Source organism: Mesorhizobium sp. B2-4-7, assembly GCF_006442685.1.
In the GTDB taxonomy this organism is placed as follows: Bacteria; Pseudomonadota; Alphaproteobacteria; order Rhizobiales; family Rhizobiaceae; genus Mesorhizobium.
The window spans coordinates 210,730-237,411 of sequence record NZ_VFVH01000011.1 but is presented as its reverse complement, the minus strand read 5'-3'; the positions used below and the strand labels follow the sequence as shown (position 1 = coordinate 237,411).

Sequence of the window (26,682 nt, the reverse complement as noted above, 5' to 3'; positions counted from 1 at the left end):
AGATCGAGCTGCCCGTCGACCATCCCGCGGCGCAGAAGAGCCGGGTAGCGTTCCGCCCGGGCCGCTGGAAGCTGTTTCCGGCGGCTTGATATTAGACCGAGCACTACTCCAGCCAGTTCCCGATCTTCAGGTTGCGGATTCGCATGAACTCGCCCGTATTGGCCGTTACCAAAGTGATGCCCATAGCGCAGGCGTGCGCAGCAATAAAAAGGTCGTTATGGCCAATGGGTTGGCCGGCGGCCTCCAGCTCTGCACGAAGGGCGACATACTCTGCATCCGCCGGCACATCGAGCGGCAAGACCGGAATCTCAGCCAGCAATTGCTCGACTTTTTTGAGCAGCTTGGTTGATCCCTTCCTGGCACAGCCATATCGCAATTCCGAGGCCACCACGATACTTGTGCAAATGGCGTGGTCTCCCTCGCGCTCCACTGCATTGGCGGCTTTGTCAGCCGGATTTCGGATCATGTCACTGATGATGTTGGTGTCCAGCATGAACCGCATCAAAAAATGTCCTCGGATTCGACTGGCGCATCATTGATTTCGGGAAGATTGTCCTCGGGGCCGAGCGGCGGCTCGTTTGCCCATTGGGCGAGCAACGCGCCGAGCCCAGCTTTGCGGATCGGCTCAATGACAAGGCGGTCGCCTTCACGGCTGATCAGGACCTTCTCGCCGGGGAGCTCGAACTCGACAGGAATGCGCACCGCCTGGCTGCGGTTATTGCGAAACAGCTTCGCCTCCTTCGACGGCCGTGTTGTTGAATGGCGGTGTTGGGGCATGGTTGCCTCCTTTGTATATGCATATTGGGCGGAACAAAATTCTAATGACAGCGTTCATGACGACATTTTTTCTTACGGTGGCACCGCGAAACTATTGCACGTGCCTCGTCGGGCAAGTGGCGCAGGACTATGGTCAGGTGATTAAGCACTACACGGAGTCTTATTTCATGAAGCGATTTCTCCTCGGCGTCGCCACCGTCGCCGGCCTGTTCCTCGCATCTTCCCAAGCCTGGTCTGCCGACAAGCTGCTCAACGCCTCCTATGACGTCGGCCGCGAACTGTTCGTCCAGGTCAACAAGGCATTCATCGAGAAGCACCCGGGCGTGAGCATCGACCAGTCGCATGCCGGCACCTCGGCTCAGGCACGCGCCATCGCCGAAGGGCTCGGCGCTGATGTCGTCACCTTCAACCAGGTCACCGACATCGACTTCCTGGTCAAGAAGGGCCTCGTCTCGGCCGACTGGCAGAAGGATTTTCCCGACAACGCCTCGCCCTTCTATTCGCTGCCGTCCTTCCTGGTGCGGGCGGGCAACCCCAAGCACATCAAGGATTGGAACGACCTGGTGCGCGACGACGTGCAGGTGATCTTCCCCAACCCGAAAACCTCGGGCAATGCGCGCTACACCTATCTGGCGGCGACCGCCTACGCCAAGGAGGCCTTCAAGGGCGACGACGCCAAGGTGAAGGAATTCATCACCAAGTTGTTCAACAACGTGCCGATCTTCGACACCGGCGGGCGCGCAGCCACCACCACTTTCGTGCAGCGCGAGATCGGTGACGTGCTGATCACGTTCGAATCCGAAACCCGCGGCATCCGCAAGGAGTATGGCGACGACAAATTCGAGCAGGTCACGCCTTCCGTCAGCCTGCTGGCAGAATTCCCGGTGGCGATCGTCGACAAGGTCGCCGACGAACATGGCACGCGTGATCTGGCCAAAAGCTATCTCGATTTCCTCTATACGCCCGAGGGGCAGGACATCGCCGCTGACAATGGCCTGCGCGCCCGCGACACGGCCGTCGCCGCCAAACACAAGGCCGACTTCCCGGACGTGCGCCTGCTGACGGTGGAAAACGTCTTCGGCGGCTGGGACAACGTCCAGAAAGAGCATTTCGCCGCCGGCGGCCTGCTCGACCAGGCCTATGGCAGCCGATAAGGTTTTCGCGGCGCGATAGCACGTTACGGTAAGCAAATCAGGAAAGCCGGCGCTTTGCCGGCTTTCGCCGTTTGCGGCAAAATATGGCAAATACGACGCCAGCCGCGCAAAAGGTTACGAAGAATCAACGCGTTTGCGCCTAACGTGCCGACAAATCGGCTTGTTCGCGAAACGGCAGCGCTCCACAAGCCCCGTCATCATTTGCACACAAACAGCCGCCAGATGCGGATTGTTGGGGCTTCATGGGTTGACTCGGGCATGCTGACTAAAAAAGGCAAATACGGCCTCAAGGCCCTCGTGCATCTGTCCGGCTTGCCGGCTGGCCAATTGGCCTTCGTCAACGACATCGCGGTCGCCAACAACATCCCGAAAAAATTCCTCGATGCCATTCTGGGCGAGCTGCGCAATGCCGGCTTCGTCCAGAGCCGCAAAGGCAAGGAAGGCGGCTATCGCCTCGCCCGCCCGGCCTCGGAGATCAAGATCGGCCATGTCGTGCGTGTGCTGGACGGGCCGCTGGCGCCGATCCCATGCGCCAGCCGCACGCAGTATCAGCGCTGCGAGGATTGCGACGAAGCGACGTGCCAGGTCCGGCACATGATGCTCGAGGTGCGCCAGGCAATCGCCGAGGTGCTGGACAACCGCAGCCTTGCCGCCATGCGCGATGCCGACAATGATGATTTTCCGGTCGAGTTGACGTCCCAGATCTAGATCCTGCGCATGCGCCGCACTTGCCGGCGTAAGTCGCATGCCGGTATGGCGCCGATCAAGGTTCAGAACCGCCGCGTCACGCGCACCGCCTCGGCTACGAGATCGGCGATCGGGTGCGTCGCATCGAGCGTCAGCGCCCGCTCATCCGCCGCCGGCGGCTCGAGAATGGCGAACTGGCTGTCGACCAGGCTTGCCGGCATGAAATGACCCTTGCGGCTGGCGACCCGCAGCCTAGCCATGGCCGGATCGATCTCCAGATAGAGGAAGACGATGTCTCGGCAAATGCCACGCAGGCGCTCGCGGTAGCTTCGCTTCAACGCCGAGCAGGCAGCGACCACGCCCCGCCCCTCACCGGCCGACGCTGCGATGCGCTCGCCGATTGCATCGAGCCAGCCTTCGCGCAGTTGATCGGTAAGCGGCTGACCGCTTGCCATGCGGGCGACGTTCTCGGGGGGATGAAGACGGTCACCCTCGATGAAGACCGCGCCCAGCGCGGTTGCCAGCGCTGCACCGACGACCGATTTGCCGCATCCGGCGACACCCATAACCACAATGGCTGGGGGTACAGAGCCGGGGGCGGCCTCCGCCATCCGCTGAGCCTTTTCGTCCACTGTCAGCGGCTTGCCGGCGCGCGGCCGTAGAGCAGCAGCATGGCGACGATGACGACGCCGTAGATGATCTGCCTACCCGCCTCCGGCATCTGCATGACCGACAGTATGGATTGCAGGAGCGTGATCAGGATGACGCCGGCGACAGTGCCGAGATAGGAGCCGCGCCCGCCAAGGATCGAGGTGCCGCCCAGCACGACGGCCGCGATCGACGGCAGGAGATAGGCGTCGCCCATCGACTGCGCCGCCTTGGAGGCGTAGCCGGCAAGCAGCACCCCGCCGAAGGCGGAGAGCCCGCCGGAGACGGCAAAGGCGATCATCACCACGCGCCTTGTGTCGATGCCGGAGAGGTAGGCGGCACGCTCGCGGTTGCCGATGCCGTAGACGGTGCGGCCAAAGCCGGTGCGGGTCAGAACGAACACCATCGCGGCGCCGATCAGCGCCCAGATGATGACCGCGTTGGGAACTCCCGGAATGGCAAAGCCGGTGGCCAGGTAGCGCATGGCGCCGGTGGCCGAATCCTGGGGCGAGAAGCCGCCGGTGTAGACCACCATCAGCCCTTGCGCGACGGCGTTTGTGGCGAGCGTAATGATCATGGAGGGAATGCGCAGATAGGCGACGCCGATGCCGTTGACGATGCCGATCAGCACCCCGCACAGGATGCCGAATGGAATGGCCAACGCAACGCCGGCCGGGCCATACGCGGCAGCGGCGCAAGCCATCATCGCGCCCGCCGCCACCGACCACGGCACCGACAGATCGATCTGGCCGAGCAGGATGACCAGCATCATGCCGGTGGCGATGACGCCGAGAAACGAGGCCACCTTGAGCTGCTGCAAGAGATATTCAGGCGACAGGAAGCCGCGCGAATAAAGACTGCCCAGCAGGAGCAGGACCACGATGCAGGCAAAGGCCGTCAACACCGCGGGGTCGGCGCGGCGAATGAATTTCGGCATGCGGCCGGCAATGCCGCCCAATGTCGTCTCGCTCACAGGAACCACTCCAGCCGGTTGCGGACTCGAAACAGGGCGAAGGCGCCGAGGCTGACGGCGATCAGCAGGATAACGCCCTGGAACAGCGGCTGCCACAGCGGATCGAAATCGAAGACGAACAACAGATCGCCGATGGTGCGGAAGGCGAGCGCGCCGAAGATCGCGCCAATGGCACTCCCCTTGCCGCCGAACAGCGAGACGCCGCCCAGCACCACGGCGGCAATGGAAAACAGCGTGTAGGAGTTGCCGCTGGCATAGGCCGCTTCGCCCGTATAGGTGAAGAACGTCAGGAACAGGCCGCCGATCGAGGCCAGCAGCCCCGCCAGCGTATAGGCTGCGAACTTGCCGCGCCGGATGGGCACGCCTGACATGTAGGCCGCCATTTCCGACGACCCTGCCGCATAGGCCGCGCGGCCAAGCACCGAACGGCTGAACGGCACCCAGATCACCAACACGACGGCCAGGAGCACAACCATGCTGGCCGGCACCACGTCAAACACACGGCCCGTCAGCGCGTCAGCCAGATCCTCGTTGACCGATCCGCCCGGGAACGGCCGCAGTAGAAGCCCGATGCCATAATAGACCGCGCCGGTGGCGATCGTGGCGACGATCGGCTGCAGCCGCCCGTAGATGACGATGGCGCCGTTGATCGCCCCGCACAGCAGTCCGACGGCCAGTACCGCCAACACGCCAAGCGCCGTCTGCACCGGCGTGCCCACCACCAGCCACGAGGCCAGGCAGTTGGTCAACAGGAAGATCATGCCGACGGAAAGGTCGATGCCCGCGGTGATCACCACCAGCGTCTGCGCCATGGCGACGAAGGCCAGCAGCACGCCCTTGTTGGCCGCCGTCTGCACGACATTGGCGGTGAAGCCGGCCGGATGGTTCGCGGTGTAGATGACGAACATGACGATGAAGATGCCAAGCGCCAGCAGCGTTCCGCGCTGCTCCGCCAACCAGTAGCGCCAATCCTTCACGCCAAAATCCCTTTCACGCGTTCGCTCCCCGGTTCACCGGGCTATCCCCGCCAGGCATGTTGAGCGCGCTTGATATCAGAGCCCGTTCGGTGATTTCGGCGCCCACCAATTCGCGCTTGACCGCCCCGTCATAGAGCACCAGCACACGGTCGCAGCAGCCGATCAGCTCGTCATAGTCGGTCGAATAGAACAGGATTGCCGCCCCCGCGTCCGCCAGCTTGCGCATCAGCTGATACAGCTCCTGCTTGGTGCCGACATCGATGCCGCGCGTCGGATCGTTGAGCAGGATGATGCGCGGCTGGCGCATCAGCCATTTGGCGATGACGACCTTCTGCTGGTTGCCGCCCGACAACGCGCCGACCGGAATGTCGAGGCCGGCCGTCTTGATCGCCAGCAGGCCGACCATGTCGTCGATAAGCCGCTGCTCGGCGGCGCGGTCTATTATGCCGCCTTTCGACAGCCGGTCGAGCGCGGCGAAAGACAGGTTCTCGCGCACCGTCATCGGCAGCATCAGGCCTTCGGTCTTGCGATCCTCGGGAATGAGCGCCATGCCGATGCCGTTCTCGCGTGCGGCGGCGGGGCTGGCGATGCCCACTGGCTTACCGTCGACCAGGATCTGGCCGGAAAGGCCACGCAGGACGCCGAAGAAAGCGAGCAGCAATTCGCGTTGGCCCTGCCCGTCGAGGCCGCCGAGGCCGACCACCTCGCCTGCCCTGACCGACAGCGAGATGTTGTGCAGGCGATCCGTCCAGGAGAGCTTGCGGGCTTCGAGCACCGGCGCGGTGGTGGCCGGCGCGAATGTCGGCTTGGGCGGGAAGATATGGCTGTATTCGCGCCCGATCATCAGTTCGACGACTTCACTGTCGCTCTTCGAGCCGGCGGGATAGCTGGCGACATTGCGGCCGTTGCGGAACACCGTGCACTGGTCCGCCAATTCGGCGATCTCGTTCATGCGGTGCGAGATGTAGAGCAGCGCCAGCCCTTCCGAACGCAGCCGCTTCAGCACAGCGAAGATCTTCGACACATCCGCCGCCGTCAGTGCCGAGGTCGCCTCGTCGAGGATCAGGATGCGTGGCTTCCTGGCCAATGCCTTGGCGATCTCGACCATCTGCCGGCGTGACAGCGGCAGGTCCTTGACCAGCGCCAGCGGATGAATGTCGGATGCTCCCGCACGCGCCAGCGCGTCCTCGGCGATGCGCCGCTGCGCCTTGCGGTCGATCATGCCGAAGCGTTTCGGCGGATCGGATATGACGATGTTGTCGGCGACGCTGAGTTCGGGAATCAGCGACAACTCCTGGAAGATGCAGACTATGCCGGCCTTGTTCGCGGCGCCCGGCGAGGCGAAGGTCGCCTCTCGCCCGTCCAGCACCATGCGGCCCTCGTCGGGCGCAACGACGCCCGCCATGATCTTGATCAGCGTCGACTTGCCGGCGCCGTTTTCGCCGAGGATGGCGTGGATGCTGCCGGCCTCGACCGACAGGTCGGCCTTCTCCAGCGCCCGCACGCCGCCATAGCGCTTCGATATGCCTTCCATGCGCAAGAGCGGAGCCGCACCGTCCATCAACCCTCCCAGGGCGCTCGAACATTCAAGAACCGGCGCCGCGGCTTAGCCGCGGCGCCGAAACGATATCCACTGGAAACTACTGATTTTCCTTGGTCTGACCCATGATTTCCTGGGCGCTGAAGTTGATGCCGCAGGTTGGGAAGGAGTTGCCGACGAAGAAATTGTCCGACTCTTTCGGGAAGTAATCCGTGCCTTCCTTCATGTTCGGATCTTCGGCGATCGCCAGCGGCAGCTTCACCTCTTGCGGCACCACTTCGCCTTCGAGCGCTGCAATCGCGGTCTTGATGGCGACGGCGACCTGGGCCGGGCCCGAGCCCGCGGAAGAGCACTTCAACCCGTCGGCCGAATGCGCCGCGCAGAACTTGCGGAAGCCGTTTTCGGTTTCACCGCCAAAGGGCACGAACGGATGCTTGGCATCGATCATCGCCTGCACGATGCCGGTGTCGCCGCCCTGGCCGGTGATGCCGTCGAATGGCCCGTTGGTGGCGATCGCGTCGGCGGTGACCTTCTGTGCCACGCCGTCGTCCCACTTGCCGGCGACTTCGGTGACGTCCCATTTCTTGCCGGAAGCGTCGAGCACCTCGTGGATGCCGTTGTGGCGATCGGTATCGACGGAGGTGCCGGCAACGCCGCGCACTTCGAGAATCTTGCCGCCATTCGGCACCTTCGCGACCAGCCATTTGGCCCACAATTCGCCGAGGCCCTTCTGGTCCACATTGACGTTGATGGCATCCTTGGTGTCGAGGATGTTGTCGAAGGCGACCAGCACGATGCCAGCCTGCTTGGCGCGCTTGATGACCGGGCCGAAAGCAGTTGGGTTCTGCGCGTCGGTGACGATCGCGTCATAGCCGGAATCGATGAAGTTGTTGATCGCCGAGATCTGCGCCGGCACGTCCTCGCCGGTCGAGACGACCTTGAATTCCTTGATCTTGGCTTTGACGTCCGGCTGGGCGGCATAGGCCTTTGCGGTCTGCACCATCTGGATGCGCCAGGTGTTGGCGATATAGCCATTGGCGAAGGCGATGCGGTATGGGCCTTCCTTTTTGGGATATTTGAAGAATTTCGTGTCCGCGCTCCAAGGCGCGAAGCAGTCGGCTTGGGCGGCCGGGCCCGGCACGATCTCGGGGCCGGCGGCCATCGCGGCCGAGTTGAGCATGACGAATGCGCTGGCGGCAACGATGCCACCTACCAGTGACTTGATCATCGATAATCCTCCCATTTTGTAATTCTGACGTCGTTTCGCGATGTGAATTTCGCACGGTCGGCTCCGGCTCCTCCTGCCTTGCCGCACCTGCCTTTCCGATGGCCAATGGTCTATGCGATGCCTCCTCCCCCGTCGTTCCCAGGTTGCTGGGAAAATAGCATATTATACATAATAAACAAGAATTAGTTGTCGCTTATGTATAATAGACAGGCGCCGTACCGTTGCATTTCTCTTTCCTGTCCGACGACGACGGTAGCGCTACCATGAACCGTGTGTAAAGCGCCCTTTCTCTTGATCGCGAAAGCGTGTTCAGCGCGCCGTGCTCTCGCGGCGCATGAGTTCGAAACCGAGATCCACGACGCGCTGCTGCGGAGGCTCGCCTCCTATCGCCGCCAGCGCCATGGCCACTGCCCGCCGTCCGATCTCGTAGCGGGGCGTGCGGATGCTGGTGACGGAGGGAAACGCCACCTGCATCATGTCGAGATCGTTGAAGCCGACGATGCCGATCCTCTTGGGCACACCGATCGAAGCGCGATGACACTCGAACAGCGCGCCTAGCGCGATGTCGTCATTGTTGCAGAATACGCCGTCGAGCGTCGGCATCTTGGCCAGCGCGTCGCGGAAAAGTTCGCGTCCCAGCGTCACACTGGACGGCACCGGCGTGGTGGTGATCAGTCGTGGATCGAACAGGCCGGCTTTCTCCACTGCCATGCGGTATCCGGCCAAGCGCCGCTGCGAGCGCGGATCCATGCGCGCGCCGATGAATCCGATGCGGCGGTAACCCGCTTCGAGCAGATGCTCAGTCGCCGCCCTGCCCCCGTCCAGATGCGAGAAGCCGACCATCATATCGACCGGGTCCGGGCCGGTTTCCATGACCTGGACCACCGGGCAGCCTGCATTCTCCAGCAGTTTTCGCGAGGCCGGCGTCTGGTCGATGCCGGCCACGATCAGCGCCGCCGGCCTTTGCGGCCCGAACACCTGCAGCAGCCGTTCTTCTTCGAGGCCGGAATAGTGGGTGTTGCCGAGCTGGATGCGGAAGGCGCTATCCGACAGGCTGTCATAGATGCCACGCACCACCTCGGCAAAGACGTTGTTGGTAAGCGACGGCACCAGCACGCCGAACACCTCGGCGCGGGCCGAGGCCAGCGCCCGCGCGTTGGGATCCGGCACGTAACCGAGCTCGTCGACGGCGGCCTGGATCTGGCGGCGCAGGTCCTGCGAGACCCGCTCCGGCTCGCGCAAAGCACGAGACACGGTGATGGCGCCTACGCCCGCCTTGCGCGCGACGTCTGATATGGTCGGGCGGCCGCCGCCTCGGCGCGAGCGCGGCTTGATCAAGGACAGGCTCCATGCGGTGCGTGGCCGCCAAGGCGCTGCCGCAATACGATCGACGTTGCTGTCGCCATTTCACCAGCCTGTGCCGCACCACTCGCCTCTGGCGTCGCGCAGCCCCGGCCCGTTGTCAAGCCGAGGCGCTTGCGGGCGAGTGCTTCCGCTCTGCCTCAGGCCATCGCCGTTGCGCCGCGTCTTGCCTTCCAAAGCACCAGCACCATCACCAAGATGTTCAGCAGGTTCCAGGCGATGCCGTTCAGGAACGCGGCGGCGTAGGAGCCGGTCAGGTCGTAGATCCAGCCCGACATCCAGCCGCCGATCGCCATGCCGAAAATGGTCGCCATGATGACAATGCCGACGCGTTGGCCGGCCTCCCTGGCGGGCATGTATTCCCGCACGATGATAGCATAGCAGGGCACGATGCCACCCTGCGACAGGCCGAAGACCAGCGAAACGACGTAGAGCGAGGCAAGCCCGTCGAAGGGAATGTAAAAGAACAGTGACAGGCATTGCAGCACCGAGCCGATAAGCAGGGTCTTCACCCCGCCGATGCGGTCGGCAACGAAGCCCGAAGCCACGCGGCTGACCACGCCGGCCGCCATCATGATCGACAGCATGTCGGCGCCATGCGCGACGCCGTAGCCGAGATCCATGCAGTAGGCCACGATATGCACCTGCGGCATCGACATCGCCACGCAGCAGCCAAGACCAGCAATGACAAGCAGCACCTGGAGTGCCGTTGGCGACAACGAGATCGGCTGCACCAGCCGGCTGCCCGCGGAACCGGCGGCCGCGATCGGGGCGCCGCGCCGCAGCATCAGCACCAGCGGCACCATGGTCGCCAGGCAGAAGATGCCGATGGCCACATAGGTGAAGCGCCAGCCTTCCGCCTTCATCAGGGGTGGCATGACGGTAGGCCAGATCGTTCCGGCGAGATAGCTGCCGGCCGCGGCCGCCGCCACGGCGACGCCGCGCCGGCGGTTGAACCAGTGCGAGATGTCAGCGATCAGCGGCCCGAAGATCGCCGATGTACCGACCCCGATCAGCAGGCCCTGGGCGAGCGTGAACTGCAGGATCGAGGTCGACAGCGCCGCCAGCAGGAAGCCGGCAACCAGCGCCATCGAGGAAACAAGCGCCGGGATCCAGTAGCCGACACGGTCGATGGCGCGCCCGACCAGAACGTTTCCGGCGGCAAAGCCGACCATGGTCGCGGTGTAGGGCAGAGCGGCGTCGGCCCTGTCGACGCCGAACTCGGCCTGCACGGCCGGCAGCACCACGACCACGGCCCACATGCCGACGCCGCCGACTGTCGACAAAAGCATCGACACCGCCAGCCGTATCCATGCATGCGAGCTGTCGACGACCGCATTGCCGGCTGCTGGTGAGGAGAAGATCGAGGCCAAGCTGTTTCCCATTCCGTCATCGACATTGACCATTGTCGCGGTCATGCGGCCTAGCGGCCGACGGTCCTTCCACCACTATCGGCGCATTCGCGGCGCCGAGCAGCGCCACGTGGGTAATTCCATGGTTCCAGGGTTCGCCGGTTCCGGGCTCACCGGAACGTGCGACGATGAAGGACGTTTTGCAATCGGCTCAACGCGAAGGAGATTGCCATGACCGCGAAACGGAAATGGTCGGCTGAGGTGACCGAGCACAGCAATGCCATGGATCTCGAAGACCATGTCTTCGAATCCCACGACCCGAAGAAGATCGCGGCTTCGCTCAAGCGGTCGGCCGAACACAGCGACCGGCGCAAGGCCGAACCGTTCCAGTCCGCCATGTCGATGCTGAACTTCTACATCAACCGTGCCGGCAGGAACCTGCCGGCGAAGCAGAAGAAGGTGCTCGAGGACGCCAAGGACGAACTGCGCGCGGCGTTCGGACGTGAGAAGGAAGAGTAGGCAGCAAGCCGCGTGACGGGTTCCTGGAACGGCTTATCGTGACCTGATCACGCCGTCTGTGTTGGCGAGCAGCTTGCGCACCGCGGCACGCGCCGCGTCGGGCCGCTGCAGGCGGATGTTCTTCTCGATCGCCTCATGCATCTTCTGTGCGTGCTGCAAATCGTCGAGTTCCCGCGTCGTATAGGTGAAGAGATGGTCGAAGGCGGATTCGATCAGCACCCCGAGCGGCACCAGCAGGTCGTTGCCAGACGCCCGCAGGATCGCGAGATGAAAGCGCGTGTCGGCGCGGGTGCGCTCCTGCAGGCTTGGTGCCTCGCCCATCTCGCGGCAGGCCTGGCTGATTTCGGCCATCTGCTCGTCGGTCCGCCGCATGGCGGCAAAGGCGGATGCCTCCGGCTCGATGATGTGGCGGAATTCCTGCACCGTCTTCAGAAATACCTCGCGGTCCGGCGAGGTCGCGTACCAGGCAAGCACGTCGCGGTCGAGCAGATTCCAACGTTCTTTCGGCTCGACCCAGCTGCCGATCTTCGGGCGCGAGGCGAGCAGGCTTTTGGCCATCAGCATCTTGATCGCCTCGCGTACCGCCGAGCGGCTGACGCTGAAGGTCTCCGACCATTTGGCTTCGTTGGGCAGGATGGTGCCGGGCGGATAGTCGCCGCGCACGATCCTGAGCCCGATTTCGCTGGCCAGCGAGGTGTGCACGCTGGAACCCGGAATGCGCGCCGCATCGGTGCGGCGAACGCCGGCCTGACGCTCGGCCGATGCCGCTTTTGCCGGCGATTTTTCCTTGTTCGGCTTCGCGTCCCGCATAGGCTCCAGAAAGTCCGGATTGAGCAAGCTGTCAAGCACGGCAAGCGGGTTCACCCGCAAAGCCGGCTTCTGTGCACAGCTCAACCCCCGGCGGGGCCTGTTTTCAAGAGATCCTCACGTATTTGCGCCAGCTGTGTTCCGGCCGAAAGCCCAACATGTCGCGCGCCTTGCGGTTGGACAGCAGCGTCTCGAATTCGCCGAGCTCACCCTTGACCGGCACACCGGGATAGAAGCGCTTCAGCAGTTCCGCGGTCGGCAGATCCGACGACGTGTCGTCATTGGCAGCGTTGAACACCTGGTAGCCGAGCCCATCCTTCTCGATGGCGCGCAGCGTGATCTGGCCGAGGTCGCGCGCATCGACATAGCTCCAGGCGATGCGCTTGCGGAAACCGGGATCGGCGAACCATTTCGGAAACAGGGAATATTCGTGCGGTTCGATGACGTTGCCGATGCGCAATGCATAGATGTCGGTACCGTCGCGCTGCGCAAAGGCCCGTGCCGTCTTCTCGTTGACGACCTTGGAAAGGGCATAGCTGTCCATCGGATCGACGTCGTATTCTTCGTCGAGCGGGAAATATTTCGGCGCGCGCGGCTCGTTGGCGAAGACCAGCCCGTAGGTCGTCTCGCTGGAGGCGATGATCACCTTGCGGATGCCGAGCTTCACCGCCGCCTCGATGACATTGTAGGTACCGAGCGCGTTGATGCGGAACACTTCGTTGTCGGGCGTGATCATGATGCGGGGGATCGCGGCGAAATGCACCACGGCGTCGACGGGCTGGGGACGCAGCGACGGGTCGAATTCATGCAAGCCCGCATAGCTCGACAGCGCGTTGAACACCTGCCCGCTGTCGGTGATGTCGGTGATCAGCGTGCGCACCTTGGGATTGTCGAGCGGCTTGGTGTCGATGTTGAGCACCTGGCAGCCCTGCTCCACCAGATATTGTACGACGTGGCGCCCAGCCTTGCCGCTGCCGCCGGTAAACATGATCCGCTTCATTATTCTGGTCTCCACGAAAGCTCAGGATTATGTGTATTGTCAGACAATATTGCTTTCTGCAACCGCTTGCGGCTAAAACAGCGGCGACATTATCGATAATCGCAACACAGGACAGACAGAATGAACACGACCGCCCCGAGCGAGAAGATCGGCTTCGTCGGCCTTGGCCTGATGGGTCATGGCATCGCCAAGAATATCGTCGATAAAGGCTATCACCTGACCTTTCTCGGCCGCAAGAATCGCAAGCCGGCGGAGGATATGGCTAATCGCGGCGCCCACGAAGCCGCGACCTCCCGCGACGTGGCGGCGGCATCGACGATCGTCTTCATCTGCGTCACCGGTTCGCGTGAGGTCGAAGCCATCATTCGAGGCCCCGGCGGTCTCAAGGAAGGATTGAGAAAAGGCTCGGTCGTCGTCGACTGCTCGACCTCCGACCCGGTCTCGACCGTTGCGCTGGCCGCCGAACTCAAGGCGCTCGGCGTCAACTATGTCGATGCACCGCTCAGCCGCACGCCGAAGGAGGCTTGGGAAGGCACGCTCGACGCCATGGTCGGCGCACCCGACGCCGTCTTTGCCAGGGTCAAACCGGTGATCGAAACCTGGGCCGGCCGTATCGTCCATATCGGCGACACCGGCGACGGCCACCGCATGAAATTGCTCAACAATTTCGTCTCGCTGGGCTATGCGGCGATCTATTCCGAGGCATTGGCCTTGGCCGAGAAGGTCGGCATCTCGCCGCAGCGCTTCGACAGCGTCATCCGCAACGGCCGCATGGATTGCGGCTTCTACCAGACCTTCATGCGGTGGACGTTGGAGGGCGACCGCGACGCCCACAAATTCACTATTGCCAACGCCTTCAAGGACTTGACCTACCTCGAATCGATGGCGGGCTCTGCCGGCATTGCCAACCCCCTCGGCAACGCCACCAAGAACGCTTTCGCCGGAGCACACGCCACCGGACCGGCCGAGCAGTACGTGCCGATGCTGGCCACCCATATCGGCAAGGTCAACGGTGTCGATCTGATGCCGATGAAAGATGGAAAGAAACAGACGATTTAAGGGTGAGAAGCGGTCCGCGCACCGGATGAAAAGCCAATAGCTTGGCTTTTCGAGCTTCGAACGCCGGGAGCCTGCGAAAGGCCGCAGAAGGCTACGCATTGTCCATAGAAAGGTGATCACCAAGCGCGAGCGTCGATCACCCTCGCCCTCTTCCGATCCCTTCATCGGTATCGGCGAGTAGCTTGTGCACGGCGTTGCGCGCCGCTGAGGGGCGCTGCAAACGAATATTCTTCTCGATCGCCTCGTGCAGCCTCTGGGCCCGCCGTTGGTCGCCGACCTGCTGAGTCGTGAAGACGAAGAGATGGTCGAGCGCCGACTCGATGAGCACGCCGAGCGGCACCAGCAGATCGTTGCCGGAGGCCCGCAGGATGGCAAGATGAAAGCGCGTGTCGGCCCGGATGCGCTCCTGAAGGCTTGCCGCCTCGCCCATCTCGCGGCAGGCCTGGCTGATCTCGGCCATCTGCTCGTCGCTGCGCCGCACCGCGGCAAAGGCGCTCGCTTCCGGCTCGATGATGTGGCGGAACTCCTGTACCGTCCGCAGGAACACCTCACGGTCCGGCGCGGTCGCGTACCAGGCGAGCACGTCGCGGTCGAGTAGGTTCCAGCGCTCCTTCGGTTCGACCCAACTGCCGATCTTGGGGCGCGAAGCGAGCAGGCTTTTGGCCATCAGCATCTTGATCGCCTCGCGCACCGCCGAGCGGCTGACGTTGAACGTTCGCGACCATTGGGCTTCGTTGGGCAGGATGGTGCCTGGCGGATAGTCGCCGCGCACGATCCTGAGCCCGATCTCGCTGGCCAGCGAGGCGTGCACGCTGGCACCGGGAAAGTGCGCCGCATCGGGCCGGCGCATGGCGGCCGGACGGCGGCCGGCCTGTGCCTTGGTCCGAATGGCTCGCTTGTTTGACTTTTCGTCCGGCATCCACGTTCCAATGCGTCGGCCGTACCTGTTCCGGTCAGGAACTGTCGGGTGCGCCGATGCCATTGCCGAAAATTCGAACCACGGGCGCGCCAAAGCCGGAGCCGCTGCCCCTGAAATGCGTGTCCCTGTTCGTCAGCAGAGGTGGCGGGGCGCCCGTTGACGGGCGCCCCGATCGAGACGCCTACTTCTGGATGCAGGTGTCGACCGTATCCTTGGTGCATTCGTCGAGGCCGGTGAACACCGGATCGTCGACCTTCTTGCCTTCGACCAGGTCGATCATCACGGACGGCGCCTTGTAGCCCATCTCGAACGGCCGCTGGCCGACCAGCGCGGTGACAAGGCCATCCCGCGCGATCGCCACCTCGTCGCCGATCGTGTCGGCGGCGCCGATGACGAAGTCGTTGCTGGCCAGCTTGTCCTTCAGCGGTCCAACCAGATCGCGATAGGGCTGCGGCGCGCCGAACAGCGGCCAGCCGCCCATGATGCCGAACGCATCGAGCTTGGGGTTGGCGGCAAGGATGTCGGTCATCGCCTGCACGCCCTTGGCGCCGTCGTCATTGGTGAACACCGGACAGCCCGCCACTTCCGTCCAGCCGCCTTCGCCGGCAAGGGCTGCAAGTCCTTCCTTGCCCGACAGCGCATCACGCATGCCTTGCGCGCGGCGAAGGATGTTGTCGGCCGCCGGATTGCCCTCGATGGTGCAGATCGTGCCGCCCTTCGGCTTGGCCTTCTTTATGTATTCGCCGATCTTCTTGCCCATCAGATAGTTGTCGGTGCCGAGATAAGTCTTGCGAAGTGCTGCGTCTTCCTTGGCAAGATCGGCATCGACGGTCATGATCGGGATCGACGGGTTGGCGCTTTTGATCGTTTGCGCGATCAGCGGCGCGTTGGACGGCGAAATCGCCATCGCCACCGTGTCCGGCTTGCTCAGCATATCCTGCACGATCTGCGCCTCGCCGGCCTCGTCGGAAGTCGACGCCGGACCGGTGTAGAAGCACTCATATTCCGAGCTGGCGTTTTCCTTGTTCCATTTCTCGCAGCCCTGGTGGATCGCCTCGAAGAACGGATTGTCGAGACCTTTCACCACGATGACGAGCTGCTTCTTGGCCAAAGCCGGCCCGGCGCCCAACGCCATGGCGGCGACGGCGGCGAGCAAAACTGTTTTCCTCATGTCAGTCCTCCCTTGGAAACAGACGGACACGGCGTGCCCGCCACACAGATCGGCCGAATGCGAGATGACAGAAGCAAGCGCTCGTGCCGTCAGGCCAGGCCGATAAGTATTTTCAGATGCGACCAGCCCGGCAACGATGCCGGCACGGTCGATAATCCTCTACCGGTTGCGCCGCCAAACAACGTCGTCAAAGCCGGCATATCTTCCTCCGACGCTCAACTAATAACGGCTTGCCGCCAACGTCAATTGCTATTTGTCCTACAAAACGGATTTTTCCCGAAAGGCGGGATCTCATTCGTCCGACAATTGCCCAAATCTTATTCGTCAGACAATTGACGCCCATGCAGGCATTTGCGTAAATGACTGGGTCGCTGCTTCCGGGAGGAGCTGGGGGAGCGAACCGAAGCCGTCGCTCCTCCGGGACAGACGGCCAGACATGGGAGGCAAAAGGCTGGTGGCGGTTCTCGAACTCACCAACATCTCGAAGCATTTCGGCGCCATCCAGGCGGTGAACGACGTGTCGCTGTCGATCGAACCCGGCCAGGTCGTCGGCCTGATGGGCGACAACGGCGCCGGCAAGTCGACGCTGGTCAAGATGATCGCCGGCAATTTCCGCCCGAGCCACGGCACCATGCAGATGGACGGCAAGGATCTGATCCTGCACAAGCCGGTCGAGGCCCGCCAGCACGGCATCGAGATCGTCCACCAGGATCTGGCGCTGTGCAATAATTTGACGGCGGCGGCCAATGTCTATCTCGGCCGCGAACTGCGCCGCGGCGTCGGGCCCTTCCGTATCCTCGACTATGCCGCCATGTACAAGCGCGCCGGCCAGATATTCGCCGAGCTCAAATCCGAGACGCGCCCGCGCGACCTCGTCAAACAGATGTCCGGCGGTCAGCGCCAGGCGGTGGCGATCGCCCGCACCATGCTGTCGCAGGCCAAGATAGTGCTGATGGACGAGCCGACGGCGGCGATTTCGGTCCGTCAGGTCGCCGAAGTCCTCAACCTGATCCGCCATTTGCGCGACCAGGGCATCGCCGTGGTGCTGATCAGCCACCGCATGCCCGACGTTTTCGACGTCGCCGACCGCGTCATCGTCATGCGGCGCGGCAGGAAAGTCGCCGACAAGGCGATCGCCTCGAGTTCGCCCGAGGAAGTGACAGGGCTGATCACCGGCGCCATCGAGCAGGTGGTGTGAGAGCGGCAAAACCGGATTTCATTGCGCTGGCGCGTTTCGCTCCCGGCAGGAAAGGTCGATAATGGCAGTCACCCTTGATCAGACGATCGCGCAGAAACAGCACAGTTTTCTGTCGCGGCTGCTCTCCAGCCAGACGTTCTGGGTGGTGATCGCCGTCATCCTCGCCTGTATCTTCCTGTCCTTTGCCACGGATGCCTTCGCCACCCCGAAGAACCTCTTCAACATCACCCGCAACGTCACCTTCGTCGCCATTGTCGCGCTGGGCATGACCTTCGTCATCATCACCGGCGGCATCGACCTCTCGGTCGGTTCGGTGCTGTGCCTGTGCTCGATGGTGCTGGCCGTTACCATGCATGCCGGGTTTTCGATCGAAGTCGCCATCCTGGCTTCGATCGTCACCGCACTCGTCATCGGCGGCTTCAACGGCATTCTGATCGCCTATCTCGGCTTTCCGCCCTTCGTGGTGACGCTCGGCATGCTGTCGATCGCCCGCAGCCTCGCCATGGTCGCCTCCAACAACACCGTCGTCTTCCAGTTCGGGCCCGATCACGACAAGCTGCTGGCGCTGGGCGGCGGCGCCTGGCTGTTCGGGATCGCCAATCCGGTGCTCTACATGATCCTTTTGGCGCTGATCACCGGCTTCGTCCTGCGCTGGACCAAGTTCGGCCGGCACATCTTCGCCATTGGCGGCAACGAGCATGCGGCGACGCTGACCGGCGTTCCGGTGCGCCAGATCAAGGTCGCCGTCTACATGATCTCGGCGTTGTCGGCGGGAATAGCCGGCATCATCCAGACCGGCTGGCTGGGCGCCGTCACCACCAATCTCGGCAACGGCATGGAGCTGCAGGTCATCGCCGCCACCGTCATCGGCGGCGCCAATCTCGCCGGCGGCGTCGGCACCGCCTTTGGCGCCATCGTGGGTGCCGCCCTCATCGAGGTGATCCGCAACAGCCTCGGCCTGCTCGGTATTAACGCCTTCTGGCAGGGCACCTTCATCGGCGGCGCCATCCTGCTGGCGGTGCTGTTCGACCGCATCCGCAACTTCAGGCGAAGCGACTAAAAGCCTGTCTTCGCCGAAGCGGCGTTCATTTCGGTCCTATCGCTCAGTCTGAAAATCGGCTGAAGCGGCCTGCCGCGAATACCGGGCGTGCGGCTATGCCTTGACGGACACGGAAAACCGGCCGCACAATCCCCAAGCAGGCGAAGGGAGGCCAGTCGCCTGCGGGAGGATATACCCATGACGGAAGCGATCAGGCTCTACTGGGGCCAGTTCGGACATGTTTCTGTCCTGAATGTCGCGAGCGACTTCGTCACCCATGCCCATGTCGAGGCACATCTCATCATCTGGCTGGAAGGCACCGCCGGCGAGATGACCATCGGCCGTGAGACGGTCCTGCTTGGACCTGGCACGGCTGCCGGCATCAACTCGCTGCAGCCGCATAGCCATGTGCTGTCGCACGACGGCACCCCAGGCCTGTTCCTCGCCTTTTACATCGACCCGGACTGGGCACGGCGGCGCCGTGACCTGCCCTCGTCCGCGCCGCTTTTCGCGCAGGCGGCAATCACGCTCGAACCCTGGCTGCACCAGGCTGCTGCCGGCCTGCTCGATCATCTGACCGACAATGAGAGCATCGACGATGTCGCCAATTACGAGATCGAGCGCTTCATCGACTCGGTGCTCGATGCCGCCGACGCTTCAGCTCCGCAGGAGCCGCGTGGCCGCGTGAACACCATGCAGGATTTCCGCGTCCGCAAGGCGATCCAGCTGATGAAAGCCAATGTCTGCGAGCGTATCTCCTTCGATGACGTGGCGCGCAGCGTCGGCCTGTCGCGGCCGCATTTCTTCGCCCTGTTCAAGGAACAGACCAGTTTGACGCCCAACGTCTACTGGAACACGCTGCGCATGGAGGAAGCGGTGCGCCAGCTCCAGTGGTCGCATGAGCCGCTGATATCGGTCGCCTGCAATCTCGGCTTCACCACCCAGGGCAATTTCTCGCGTTTCTTCCGCGACCATGTCGGCGTGCCGCCGACGCTCTATCGCGAAGCGGCGCGAGCAGTGTCCTGACGGGCCGGAAAGCGGCTATTTTCAGACTGATTGATACGTGCCCAAGACGCATTGATAAGCACCGCGACCACGATCGGCCTACCGTCCCAAGCAGAACGTTTGCAGGGGAAAGAGCATATGGCTGATGTCACCATCTCCACCGTCATCGACGCGCCGGTCGAAAAGGTCTGGGCGCGCATCCGCGACTTCAACGGACTGCCGAATTGGCATCCGCGCATGGTCGAAAGCCATATCGAGGACGGCAAGGACGCCACCACGATCGGCTGCGTGCGCAACTTCCAGCTGGCCAGCGGCGCGCGGCTGCGCGAAAAGCTGCTCGATTTCTCCGATGAGAATTTCCTCGTCAGCTATTCGATCCTGGAAACGCCGCAGCCGCTCACCAACCACAGGGCTACGCTGCAATTGCGGCGCGTCACCGACGGCGACCGCACCTATGCCGAATGGACCGCCAGCTTCGACGCAGCACCCGAAGAAGCCGACAAGCTGGCCGAGGGCATGGGCGCCAATGTCTTCCAGGGCGGCTTCAACGCCCTGAAGAGCCATTTCACCGGCCAGGGTTGAGGAGCGGGCCATGGCGCTGGCATTGCAGAGTTTTGCAACGGTGAAAGACGCCAGCGCGGCGCTGAAAGCCGCCGGCACGCGCTATCTCGGCGGTGGCACGCTCGTCTTGCGCGCCGCCAATGAGGGCGACGTTTCGGTCTCCGGCCTTGTCAGGTCGACCGACCCGGCCTTGTCGGTCATCACGGTCTCCGGCGGCACGATCCGCATCGGCGCTTCGGTGACCATGGCGGCGATCGCCCGCCATCCCGAGCTCGGCCAGCTTGCCAAGGCCGCGCGTGCCGTTGGCGGTCCGGCGATCCGCAACATGGCGACCGTCGGCGGCAATCTGTTTGCGCCAAGCCCCTATGGCGATTTCGCAGTCGCCCTGCTGGCGCTGGACGCCATGGTGAGCACCAATGACGGCGAAATGCCGATGGAAGCGTTTCTGGCCAAGCGGGGCGGGAGCCGCGCGATCGTCACCTCGGTCAGCTTCACGCGGCCGGCGCAGGGAAGCTTTCGATTCGTGAAGGTCTCGCGGGTAAAGCCCAAGGGCGTCTCGGTGCTCAGTATCGCCGCTATCCTGGAACAAGCCGGCGACGGCACGATATCCTCGGCGCGCATCGCGCTCGGTTGTATGGCCGACCGGCCGATGCGAGCCAAGACAGCCGAAAAAGCGCTGCTCGGCAGGACACTGGACGCGGACGGCATCGCTTCGGCACTGGCCGCCGCGGGCGACGGCACCGCACCAATCACCGACCCGATCGCCAGCGCCTGGTATCGCGCGCAAGTGCTGCCGGTTCATCTCGGTCGGCTGCTGCTCAGCTAGTCACATTCGGGGCGCGCGCTTGCCCTGCGGGGCAGGCGCGCAAGGAGGAAGAATGGCAAAGGTTCCCGTCCAGTTCACGCTCAACGGTTCTGAGAAGGCCGAATTCGTCGAAAGCGGCACAACGCTGCTCAACGCCTTGCGCGACAAGATCGGCGACACTTCGCCGAAGGGCGGCTGCCATCAAGGCACCTGTGGCGCCTGCTCGGTGATCGTCGACGGTGAGCTCCGGCTGTCCTGTCTGACGCTCGCCGAGACCTGCAACGGCGCTGCCATCACCACCACGTCGGGTCTTGCGGAAGGCGGCGTCCTGCATCCGCTGCAGCGCGCCTTCCTCGACGCCTTCGCCACCCAATGCGGCTTCTGCACGCCGGGCATGCTCATGGCGGCCAAGGTGTTGCTCGACCACACGCCCGATCCCAGCCGCGACGATGTCGTCGAAGCGCTGTCGGGCAACATATGCCGCTGTACAGGCTACGAGCCTATCATCCAGGCGGTGCTCACCGCCGCTCGCGCCAACTCGCAGAACGCGGCCTGAGGGAAGCAAGATGGAACTGCGCAAAAGCTATTTTTCGGACGTCCGCAAGGATGACCTCAACGAGATCGGCCAGCCGAGGCCCCGCTCGGATTCGCCCGGCCATGTCACCGGCAAAACCGCCTATTTCGCCGACCGCAACTTTCCCGGCATGTTGCATCTGAAGATGGTGCGCAGCCCGCACCATCATGCCCGCATCCGATCGATCGATACGTCCGAAGCGGAAAAACATCCGGGCGTGGTGAAAATTCTCACCGCCAGGGACGTCCCGCACAATGTCTACACCATCCTGATCCTGATCCAGATCGGGCCGGAGGACGAGGCGGTTCTGGCCGACGGCAAGGTGCGCTGGAAGGGCGAGGCCGTGGTGGCGGTGCTGGCCGAGACGGAGCGCGCCGCCCAGGAAGCCGCGGCCAAGGTCAAGGTCGACTACGAGGTGCTGCCGGCCGTCTTCGACATGGAGGAAGCGCTGAAGCCCGGCGCGCCCCTCGTCAACGAGTATCACGGCCAGAACTACTATCTCTATGACAGCGGCGAGTGCCGCAAGGTGCGCTTCGGCGATGTCGAGGCGGGGTTTGCCGAGGCCGACTACGTCCTCGAACAAAGCTACCAGTCCTCGCCGATAGAGCATGCGCCGACCGAGACCACCGGCTGTATCGTGGCACCGGAGGGCAATGACCGCTTCACCTGCTATACCAACACGCAGGCGATGTTCTTCACCCTCGACAACACGTCGATCATTTTGCAGATGCCGGGCAGCAAGCTGCATTTCGTCGGCGGCACGGTCGGCGGCGGCTTTGGCGGCAAGGTCGATGTCATCGTCGAACCGATCGCGATCCTCGGCGCCAAGCTAACAGGGCGACCGGTCTGTTTTACCTACAGCCGCGAGGAGGAGATGCAGATCTCGTCACCTCGCGCGGCCGAAAAGGTCGTCATCAAGGACGGCGTGATGAAGGACGGCCGCATCGTCGCGCGCAAAGTCACCGGCTACACCGACGCCGGCGCCTACTCCCGCCATTCGCCCTATGGCGCCCAGAAGGGCGCGGGGCACTATCCCGGCCCCTACACCATCCCCAATGTTTGGATCGACACGTACTGCGTCTACACCAACCGCACCCCCTCCTCCGCCATGCGCGGCTTCGGCGTCACCATCGGTGACTTCGCGCTGGAGGTGCAGATGGACAAGCTGGCGCGGCTGATCGGCATGGATCCGCTCGAATTCCGCTTCATCAACGCCTATCGCGACGGCGATATGAAGGCGCATCGCCAGCCGACCGAAGGGGCGGCCCTCATAGAGTGCATGCAGGAGGCCTCGCGCGCGGCCAACTGGCCCGTGGCTGAGAAATACATGGCAATGTCCTCCTACGCGAAGGGAGCTTGAAATGGCGATCAGGCGTGGACGCGGCGTTGCCGCGATCAATTATCCCACGGGCATGAACCTTGGCGGCGATCCCACCCAGGCGCTGGTGCATTCGACCCCAACCGGCAATTTCATGGTGACCCTATCATCGGTCGATCTCGGCCAGGGCATGAAGCAGATCATGGCGCAGATCTGCGCCGAGACAATCGGCGTGCCGACCGACCGCGTCGTCGTCGACACCGCCGACACCGACACCGGCCCGCACTGCATGGGCACTTTCGCCTCGCGCGGCACGCACCGCGCCGGCAACGCCGTCATCCAGGCGGCGAGGGAAGCCCGCCAGGTGATGCTGGAAGTGGCCGCGGAGGAGTTGGAGGTCAACGCCTCCGACCTCGAGACCGACGGTCAGGGCAACATATTGGTGAAGGGCGCGCCGCAGAAATCGATCTCGATCTTCGACGTCGCTCTGTCGGCGCATTTCAAGCGCGGCCGCTCGATCTCGGGACGCGGCATGTTCCTCATCCCGCGCTCCTATCCGGAGAAGGAGACCGGCGCGATGAAGCCATCGACCTGCTACGCGCATGCCTGCACGGTGGCCGAGGTCGAGGTCGATGACGAGACTGGCGAGGTGACGGTGCTGACAGTGAAGAACGTCTTCGAGATCGGCCGTGCGCTGAACCCCAAAATGGTCGAGCAGCAGCTGGTCGGCGGCTCCTGGATGGGCATCAGCCACGCGCTCTACGAAACGACCGAGCCCTATTATCCCAGCCGTGACCACGGCGGCACCGACTTCAATCAGTATCTGATGCCAGGTCCCGGCGATCTGGCCGAAACCGAGGTCATCGTGCTGGAGCGGCCCTCGGCAGATGGTCCTTACGGCGCCAAGGGGCCCGGCGAAATGTGCGCCAATCCACAGATTCCGGCGGTCGCCAATGCCGTTTTCGACGCTGTCGGCGTGCGCATCGACACGCTACCGATCACGCCGGAACGCATTTTGCGTGCGCTCAAGGCGCAAGCGACGACCTGAGGACCGACATGCCCGAGGTAAACGCCGAAACGGTCGCGACTTCGCCAGAAGCGGTCGCCGAGCGCCTCGCTGCCTCGCATTATCTGGCTGATGAAAGCCTGGCGACGGCCATCTTCCTGGCGATCCGGCTGGGCAAGCCGCTGCTGCTCGAAGGCGCTCCGGGCGTCGGCAAGACGGAAGCGGCCAAGGCAATCGCCGGGCTGCTCGGCCGCGATCTGGTGCGGTTGCAATGCTATGAAGGCATAGACGCCGCGCATGCGCTCTATGAGTGGAACTACCAGCGCCAGCTGCTCGCCATCCGCCATGCCGGCGAGCAAGAAGTCGATATCTACGACGACCGCTTTCTGATCGCCCGCCCGCTGCTGCAGGTCCTGAAGGCGCCGGAGCAGCGCATCCTGCTGGTCGACGAGATCGACCGTTCCGACCACGAATTCGAGGCGCTGCTGTTGGAGTTTCTTTCCGACTTCCAGATCAGCATTCCCGAGCGCGGCACCATCCGCGCCACCGCACAGCCGATCGTCATCCTGACCTCCAACCGCACCCGCGAACTCGCCGAAGCGCTCCGGCGGCGTTGCGTCTATCACTGGATTGGCTATCCCGATGCCGAGCGTGAGGCGGCCATCATCATGCTGCGCGCCGGCGATGTCGCAGAGGCAACGGCACGCGCCGTGGCCACAGCCGTGCAGACCATCCGCGCGCGTCCACTCGCCAAACCGCCCGGCATCGCCGAGGCGGTCGAATGGGCCAATGCCGCGACCATTCTCGAAAAAGGCGGCAGTCCATGGCCGGAAGCCTTCCGCCGCGCCATCGGCGTGCTGATCAAGGACGAGGAGGATCTGTCCTACATCGCGCCCGAGCTCGGCCGGATCGTCGACGAGGTGCTGGCGTGAGCCGCGACGTCATTCAGCAACGCGGGCGGGACAGCGCCCCCCTCTGTCCTGCCGGACATCTCCCCCGCGCCGCAACGCCCTTGCTCAGCTTCGCTCGCCTGCTGCGCCGCTACGGCTTCGCTATTGCCCCGGAACAAGTCTCCCGTTTCATGCAGGCCGTGACCCTGCTGGGGCCGCGCTCGATGGCGGACATCCGTGAGGCGGCCCTGGCCACACTAGCGCCGTCGCCTGACCGCCGCGACGAATTCGAAGCGCATTTCCAGAGCCATTTCTATGGCAACGCGTCAGCTGTGATCGAAGGCGATGCAGACGAGGAAACGCGCATCAAGGATGATGGCGGTGCCGACGACGAACGGATCGAGGCCGAGCAGAAACAGGAAGGCGGCGAGTTGTCTTCCGCCCTGGAGCAGTTGAGCTCGCGCGACTTCCAGCGCGACGACGACAGTCTGACCGCGTTTCGCCGAAAGCTGTCATCGGCCCTGCCCGCCCGATGTTCCTTCCGCACCGTGCGTACCCATTCGCGCGGCAAGCTCGACCTGCGCCGCTCGCTCAGGGAAATCGTCGGCGCAGATGGCGATGTCCCCTCGCCGCTGCTGCGCCGCCGCCAGACCGTGCCGCGCAAACTGCTGCTCTTGATCGATGTCTCCGGCTCGATGAAGCTGCACACCGCCGACTATCTCAAGCTGGCGCATGCCGCCGTCCAGGGCGCGGACCGCGCCGAGATCTTTACCTTCGGCACGCGGCTCACCCGCATCACCTCGGCATTGCGTATCCGCGACCGCGATCAGGCGCTGGCGCGCGCGGCGGCCCAGGTCGACGATTGGGATGGCGGCACCCGCATGGGACCGACCCTGCTGGCATTCCTCTCGGTGCCGCGCTTTTCGTCGTTCACGCGCGGCGCCGCGGTCGTCATTCTCTCCGACGCGCTGGAGCGCGGCGACCATGCCGAACTGGAGATTGCCATGCGCAGGCTTAGCGCCCGCGCCTTCCGGCTGTCGCTGGCGACCCCGCTGGCCGGCGATCCGCGCTTCCAGCCGGCGACAGCGGCGCTGCGCGCCATCCTGCCCGACCTCGACGATCTGGTCGACGGCTCGTCGCTGGCCGGCCTCACCGATTTCATCCTGTCGCTCGCACGCCCCGCCCCGGCGGCCGCGACCATCTGGAAAAGGGTATCGTGATGCAGAAAGCCATCGACGCGCATTTCCACATCTGGCGCCAGAAGGACCAACCATGGCTGGTCGGCCCGATGGTGCCGCGCATCTTCGGCCCTTACGAACCGATCCGCCGCGACTATCCGATCGATGAATTTTTGGCCGACCAAAAAGGTTCGGGCGTCGAAAAAGCCGTCTATGTCCAGACCAATTGGGCCAAGGAGGATTTCGAGAAGGAGGTCGCCTTCCTGCAGAAGACCGCTGACGAGACCGGCTGGCCGCACGCCATCGTCGGCTATGCCGACATGACGGTGGACGATGTCAGGCCGCAGATCGACCGGTTGATGAAATACAGGCTGCTGCGCGGCGTGCGCATGCAACTGCACTGGCACGAGATCCCGGCCTTCCGCTTCGCCGCCTCGGCCGACCAGGTGATCGACCCCAAGGTCCGCGCCAACGTCGCGCGGCTGAAGGATTACGGCCTGTCCTTCGACCTGCAGCTCTTCCCCGCCCAGATGAAGGACGGGCTGACGCTGGTCGGCGAAAACCCGGAGACGAATTTCATCCTGACCCACGCCGGCATGCTGACCGGCATGGAACCGGAAACCACCGAAGCCTGGAAGGCCGGCCTGCGCACACTGTCGGCGGCGCCCAATCTCTACGCCAAGCTGTCTGGCCTCGGCACCTTCGTTCACCGCAACGACCCGGCGCTGATCGCCTACATCATCGACAATGCGATCGATATTCTTGGCAGCGACCATCTGATGTTCGGCTCGAACTTCCCGATCGAGAAGCTCTGGACCGGCCACGCCGAACTGATCAAGGCGCACCGCGATGCGGTGGAGAAGCATGGCACGGCGGCGGAAGCCGACATTTTCTGGAACGCGGCGGAGAAGGTTTACAGGCCGGTGTAGCGCGTC

28 protein-coding genes are annotated in these 26,682 nt (G+C 63.7%); 15 read left to right on the top strand and 13 right to left on the bottom strand.

Translation table 11 applies throughout. From position 1 onward, the window contains the following. Window positions 1-103: 103 nt before the first annotated feature. Together FJ946_RS25755 and FJ946_RS25750 are read right to left on the bottom strand one after the other, a co-directional pair. Window positions 104-502 carry a type II toxin-antitoxin system VapC family toxin gene (locus FJ946_RS25755; RefSeq protein WP_140567534.1) on the bottom strand — a complete coding sequence of 133 codons (399 nt, stop codon included), beginning with the start codon at window positions 500-502 and terminating at the stop codon, window positions 104-106. Continuing rightward, window positions 502-777 (bottom strand): antitoxin, encoded by a 276-nt coding sequence (locus tag FJ946_RS25750; protein WP_140567536.1) that lies wholly within the window; start codon window positions 775-777, stop codon window positions 502-504. The genes FJ946_RS25755 and FJ946_RS25750 overlap by 1 nt, the downstream gene beginning before the upstream one ends. Before the next feature lie 167 nt (window positions 778-944). On the opposite strand from FJ946_RS25750, the gene FJ946_RS25745 reads away from it, so the two are divergent. Both FJ946_RS25745 and FJ946_RS25740 read left to right on the top strand, forming a co-directional pair. Further along, entirely contained in the window at window positions 945-1,931 is a 987-nt protein-coding gene (locus tag FJ946_RS25745; RefSeq protein WP_140567538.1) for a sulfate ABC transporter substrate-binding protein, read from the top strand. Between the two features lie 258 nt (window positions 1,932-2,189). Beyond that, complete coding sequence (locus FJ946_RS25740) at window positions 2,190-2,639, top strand: Rrf2 family transcriptional regulator (protein WP_013530871.1); 450 nt, start codon at window positions 2,190-2,192, stop codon at window positions 2,637-2,639. A 62-nt stretch (window positions 2,640-2,701) separates the two neighbouring features. Here the strand turns inward: FJ946_RS25740 and FJ946_RS25735 are convergent, their stop codons facing one another. The 7 genes from FJ946_RS25735 to FJ946_RS25705 all read right to left on the bottom strand — a co-directional run bounded on the left by FJ946_RS25735 (window position 2,702) and on the right by FJ946_RS25705 (window position 10,731). After that, a complete protein-coding gene (locus tag FJ946_RS25735) occupies window positions 2,702-3,229 on the bottom strand; it encodes a gluconokinase (RefSeq protein ID WP_181167663.1) in 528 nt (175 codons plus the stop codon). A 23-nt stretch (window positions 3,230-3,252) separates the two neighbouring features. Beyond that, window positions 3,253-4,239: an ABC transporter permease gene (locus FJ946_RS25730; RefSeq protein ID WP_140732280.1), complete on the bottom strand. Its 987-nt coding sequence runs from the start codon at window positions 4,237-4,239 to the stop codon at window positions 3,253-3,255. Then, a complete protein-coding gene (locus FJ946_RS25725) occupies window positions 4,236-5,216 on the bottom strand; it encodes an ABC transporter permease (protein WP_140499841.1) in 981 nt (326 codons plus the stop codon). The genes FJ946_RS25730 and FJ946_RS25725 overlap by 4 nt, the downstream gene beginning before the upstream one ends. Before the next feature lie 13 nt (window positions 5,217-5,229). Continuing rightward, window positions 5,230-6,777 carry a sugar ABC transporter ATP-binding protein gene (locus FJ946_RS25720; protein WP_140515833.1) on the bottom strand — a complete coding sequence of 516 codons (1,548 nt, stop codon included), beginning with the start codon at window positions 6,775-6,777 and terminating at the stop codon, window positions 5,230-5,232. A gap of 79 nt (window positions 6,778-6,856) precedes the next feature. Beyond that, window positions 6,857-7,984 carry a sugar ABC transporter substrate-binding protein gene (locus FJ946_RS25715; RefSeq protein ID WP_140515835.1) on the bottom strand — a complete coding sequence of 376 codons (1,128 nt, stop codon included), beginning with the start codon at window positions 7,982-7,984 and terminating at the stop codon, window positions 6,857-6,859. 309 nt (window positions 7,985-8,293) lie between these two features. Continuing rightward, window positions 8,294-9,322 (bottom strand): LacI family DNA-binding transcriptional regulator, encoded by a 1,029-nt coding sequence (locus tag FJ946_RS25710; RefSeq protein ID WP_140499846.1) that lies wholly within the window; start codon window positions 9,320-9,322, stop codon window positions 8,294-8,296. 164 nt (window positions 9,323-9,486) lie between these two features. Next, a complete protein-coding gene (locus FJ946_RS25705) occupies window positions 9,487-10,731 on the bottom strand; it encodes an MFS transporter (protein ID WP_140500151.1) in 1,245 nt (414 codons plus the stop codon). Window positions 10,732-10,929: 198 nt separating this feature from the next. Between FJ946_RS25705 and FJ946_RS25700 the strand changes: the two genes are divergently transcribed. Then, the gene (locus FJ946_RS25700; RefSeq protein WP_140521564.1) at window positions 10,930-11,217 is read left to right on the top strand and encodes a DUF3175 domain-containing protein; all 288 of its coding nucleotides are present in this window, start codon (window positions 10,930-10,932) and stop codon (window positions 11,215-11,217) included. Window positions 11,218-11,250: 33 nt separating this feature from the next. Here the strand turns inward: FJ946_RS25700 and FJ946_RS25695 are convergent, their stop codons facing one another. After that, window positions 11,251-12,027 carry a FadR/GntR family transcriptional regulator gene (locus tag FJ946_RS25695; RefSeq protein WP_140500153.1) on the bottom strand — a complete coding sequence of 259 codons (777 nt, stop codon included), beginning with the start codon at window positions 12,025-12,027 and terminating at the stop codon, window positions 11,251-11,253. A 103-nt stretch (window positions 12,028-12,130) separates the two neighbouring features. Further along, window positions 12,131-13,027, bottom strand: a complete 897-nt coding sequence (locus FJ946_RS25690) for an NAD(P)-dependent oxidoreductase (RefSeq protein WP_140521597.1) — start codon at window positions 13,025-13,027, stop codon at window positions 12,131-12,133. Window positions 13,028-13,144: 117 nt separating this feature from the next. On the opposite strand from FJ946_RS25690, the gene FJ946_RS25685 reads away from it, so the two are divergent. Next, a complete protein-coding gene (locus FJ946_RS25685) occupies window positions 13,145-14,083 on the top strand; it encodes an NAD(P)-dependent oxidoreductase (protein ID WP_140567542.1) in 939 nt (312 codons plus the stop codon). A 136-nt stretch (window positions 14,084-14,219) separates the two neighbouring features. On the opposite strand, the gene FJ946_RS25680 is transcribed toward FJ946_RS25685, so the two are convergent. Next, on the bottom strand, window positions 14,220-15,002 hold the full coding sequence (locus tag FJ946_RS25680; RefSeq protein ID WP_140499852.1) for a FadR/GntR family transcriptional regulator: 783 nt from the start codon (window positions 15,000-15,002) through the stop codon (window positions 14,220-14,222). A 181-nt stretch (window positions 15,003-15,183) separates the two neighbouring features. Beyond that, complete coding sequence (locus FJ946_RS25675; RefSeq protein ID WP_140499854.1) at window positions 15,184-16,173, bottom strand: sugar-binding protein; 990 nt, start codon at window positions 16,171-16,173, stop codon at window positions 15,184-15,186. A 436-nt stretch (window positions 16,174-16,609) separates the two neighbouring features. Here FJ946_RS25675 and FJ946_RS25670 point away from each other — a divergent pair, with 436 nt between their 5' ends. The 11 genes from FJ946_RS25670 (at window position 16,610) to FJ946_RS25620 (ending at window position 26,676) form a co-directional block, all read left to right on the top strand. Then, entirely contained in the window at window positions 16,610-17,371 is a 762-nt protein-coding gene (locus FJ946_RS25670; protein ID WP_224519107.1) for an ATP-binding cassette domain-containing protein, read from the top strand. Between the two features lie 61 nt (window positions 17,372-17,432). Then, complete coding sequence (locus tag FJ946_RS25665; protein WP_140567544.1) at window positions 17,433-18,431, top strand: ABC transporter permease; 999 nt, start codon at window positions 17,433-17,435, stop codon at window positions 18,429-18,431. Window positions 18,432-18,608: 177 nt separating this feature from the next. After that, entirely contained in the window at window positions 18,609-19,436 is an 828-nt protein-coding gene (locus FJ946_RS25660) for an AraC family transcriptional regulator (RefSeq protein ID WP_140567546.1), read from the top strand. 117 nt (window positions 19,437-19,553) lie between these two features. Continuing rightward, window positions 19,554-19,997, top strand: coding sequence for an SRPBCC family protein (locus tag FJ946_RS25655; protein ID WP_140567548.1), 444 nt, complete (start codon window positions 19,554-19,556; stop codon window positions 19,995-19,997). Between the two features lie 10 nt (window positions 19,998-20,007). Then, window positions 20,008-20,802, top strand: coding sequence for an FAD binding domain-containing protein (locus FJ946_RS25650; RefSeq protein WP_140499860.1), 795 nt, complete (start codon window positions 20,008-20,010; stop codon window positions 20,800-20,802). Window positions 20,803-20,854: 52 nt separating this feature from the next. Continuing rightward, a complete protein-coding gene (locus tag FJ946_RS25645) occupies window positions 20,855-21,337 on the top strand; it encodes a (2Fe-2S)-binding protein (RefSeq protein ID WP_140499861.1) in 483 nt (160 codons plus the stop codon). A gap of 10 nt (window positions 21,338-21,347) precedes the next feature. Continuing rightward, window positions 21,348-22,715: a xanthine dehydrogenase family protein molybdopterin-binding subunit gene (locus FJ946_RS31495; RefSeq protein WP_140499863.1), complete on the top strand. Its 1,368-nt coding sequence runs from the start codon at window positions 21,348-21,350 to the stop codon at window positions 22,713-22,715. Window position 22,716: 1 nt separating this feature from the next. Beyond that, complete coding sequence (locus FJ946_RS31490) at window positions 22,717-23,721, top strand: molybdopterin cofactor-binding domain-containing protein (RefSeq protein WP_140567550.1); 1,005 nt, start codon at window positions 22,717-22,719, stop codon at window positions 23,719-23,721. Window positions 23,722-23,729: 8 nt separating this feature from the next. Then, window positions 23,730-24,611: a MoxR family ATPase gene (locus FJ946_RS25630; RefSeq protein WP_140515853.1), complete on the top strand. Its 882-nt coding sequence runs from the start codon at window positions 23,730-23,732 to the stop codon at window positions 24,609-24,611. Between the two features lie 101 nt (window positions 24,612-24,712). Further along, entirely contained in the window at window positions 24,713-25,789 is a 1,077-nt protein-coding gene (locus FJ946_RS25625) for a VWA domain-containing protein (protein ID WP_181167685.1), read from the top strand. Beyond that, entirely contained in the window at window positions 25,789-26,676 is an 888-nt protein-coding gene (locus FJ946_RS25620; protein ID WP_181167664.1) for an amidohydrolase, read from the top strand. Before FJ946_RS25625 ends, FJ946_RS25620 begins: the two co-directional genes overlap by 1 nt. Window positions 26,677-26,682: the final 6 nt, after the last annotated feature.

What these genes read in the sequence shown, in the direction of transcription:
- FJ946_RS25655 (WP_140567548.1), top strand. Translation starts at nt 19,554, where the DNA reads ATGGCTGATGTCACCATCTCCACCGTCATCGACGCGCCGGTCGAAAAG.
- FJ946_RS25675 (WP_140499854.1), bottom strand. Translation starts at nt 16,173, where the DNA reads ATGAGGAAAACAGTTTTGCTCGCCGCCGTCGCCGCCATGGCGTTGGGC.
- FJ946_RS25700 (WP_140521564.1), top strand. Translation starts at nt 10,930, where the DNA reads ATGACCGCGAAACGGAAATGGTCGGCTGAGGTGACCGAGCACAGCAAT.
- FJ946_RS25755 (WP_140567534.1), bottom strand. Translation starts at nt 502, where the DNA reads ATGCGGTTCATGCTGGACACCAACATCATCAGTGACATGATCCGAAAT.
- FJ946_RS25735 (WP_181167663.1), bottom strand. Translation starts at nt 3,229, where the DNA reads ATGGCGGAGGCCGCCCCCGGCTCTGTACCCCCAGCCATTGTGGTTATG.
- FJ946_RS25665 (WP_140567544.1), top strand. Translation starts at nt 17,433, where the DNA reads ATGGCAGTCACCCTTGATCAGACGATCGCGCAGAAACAGCACAGTTTT.
- FJ946_RS25645 (WP_140499861.1), top strand. Translation starts at nt 20,855, where the DNA reads ATGGCAAAGGTTCCCGTCCAGTTCACGCTCAACGGTTCTGAGAAGGCC.
- FJ946_RS25680 (WP_140499852.1), bottom strand. Translation starts at nt 15,002, where the DNA reads ATGCCGGACGAAAAGTCAAACAAGCGAGCCATTCGGACCAAGGCACAG.
- FJ946_RS25660 (WP_140567546.1), top strand. Translation starts at nt 18,609, where the DNA reads ATGACGGAAGCGATCAGGCTCTACTGGGGCCAGTTCGGACATGTTTCT.
- FJ946_RS25650 (WP_140499860.1), top strand. Translation starts at nt 20,008, where the DNA reads ATGGCGCTGGCATTGCAGAGTTTTGCAACGGTGAAAGACGCCAGCGCG.
- FJ946_RS25745 (WP_140567538.1), top strand. Translation starts at nt 945, where the DNA reads ATGAAGCGATTTCTCCTCGGCGTCGCCACCGTCGCCGGCCTGTTCCTC.
- FJ946_RS25620 (WP_181167664.1), top strand. Translation starts at nt 25,789, where the DNA reads ATGCAGAAAGCCATCGACGCGCATTTCCACATCTGGCGCCAGAAGGAC.
- FJ946_RS25695 (WP_140500153.1), bottom strand. Translation starts at nt 12,027, where the DNA reads ATGCGGGACGCGAAGCCGAACAAGGAAAAATCGCCGGCAAAAGCGGCA.
- FJ946_RS25630 (WP_140515853.1), top strand. Translation starts at nt 23,730, where the DNA reads ATGCCCGAGGTAAACGCCGAAACGGTCGCGACTTCGCCAGAAGCGGTC.
- FJ946_RS25715 (WP_140515835.1), bottom strand. Translation starts at nt 7,984, where the DNA reads ATGATCAAGTCACTGGTAGGTGGCATCGTTGCCGCCAGCGCATTCGTC.
- FJ946_RS31490 (WP_140567550.1), top strand. Translation starts at nt 22,717, where the DNA reads ATGGCGATCAGGCGTGGACGCGGCGTTGCCGCGATCAATTATCCCACG.
- FJ946_RS25750 (WP_140567536.1), bottom strand. Translation starts at nt 777, where the DNA reads ATGCCCCAACACCGCCATTCAACAACACGGCCGTCGAAGGAGGCGAAG.
- FJ946_RS25720 (WP_140515833.1), bottom strand. Translation starts at nt 6,777, where the DNA reads ATGGACGGTGCGGCTCCGCTCTTGCGCATGGAAGGCATATCGAAGCGC.
- FJ946_RS25670 (WP_224519107.1), top strand. Translation starts at nt 16,610, where the DNA reads ATGGGAGGCAAAAGGCTGGTGGCGGTTCTCGAACTCACCAACATCTCG.
- FJ946_RS25705 (WP_140500151.1), bottom strand. Translation starts at nt 10,731, where the DNA reads ATGGGAAACAGCTTGGCCTCGATCTTCTCCTCACCAGCAGCCGGCAAT.
- FJ946_RS25740 (WP_013530871.1), top strand. Translation starts at nt 2,190, where the DNA reads ATGCTGACTAAAAAAGGCAAATACGGCCTCAAGGCCCTCGTGCATCTG.
- FJ946_RS31495 (WP_140499863.1), top strand. Translation starts at nt 21,348, where the DNA reads ATGGAACTGCGCAAAAGCTATTTTTCGGACGTCCGCAAGGATGACCTC.
- FJ946_RS25685 (WP_140567542.1), top strand. Translation starts at nt 13,145, where the DNA reads ATGAACACGACCGCCCCGAGCGAGAAGATCGGCTTCGTCGGCCTTGGC.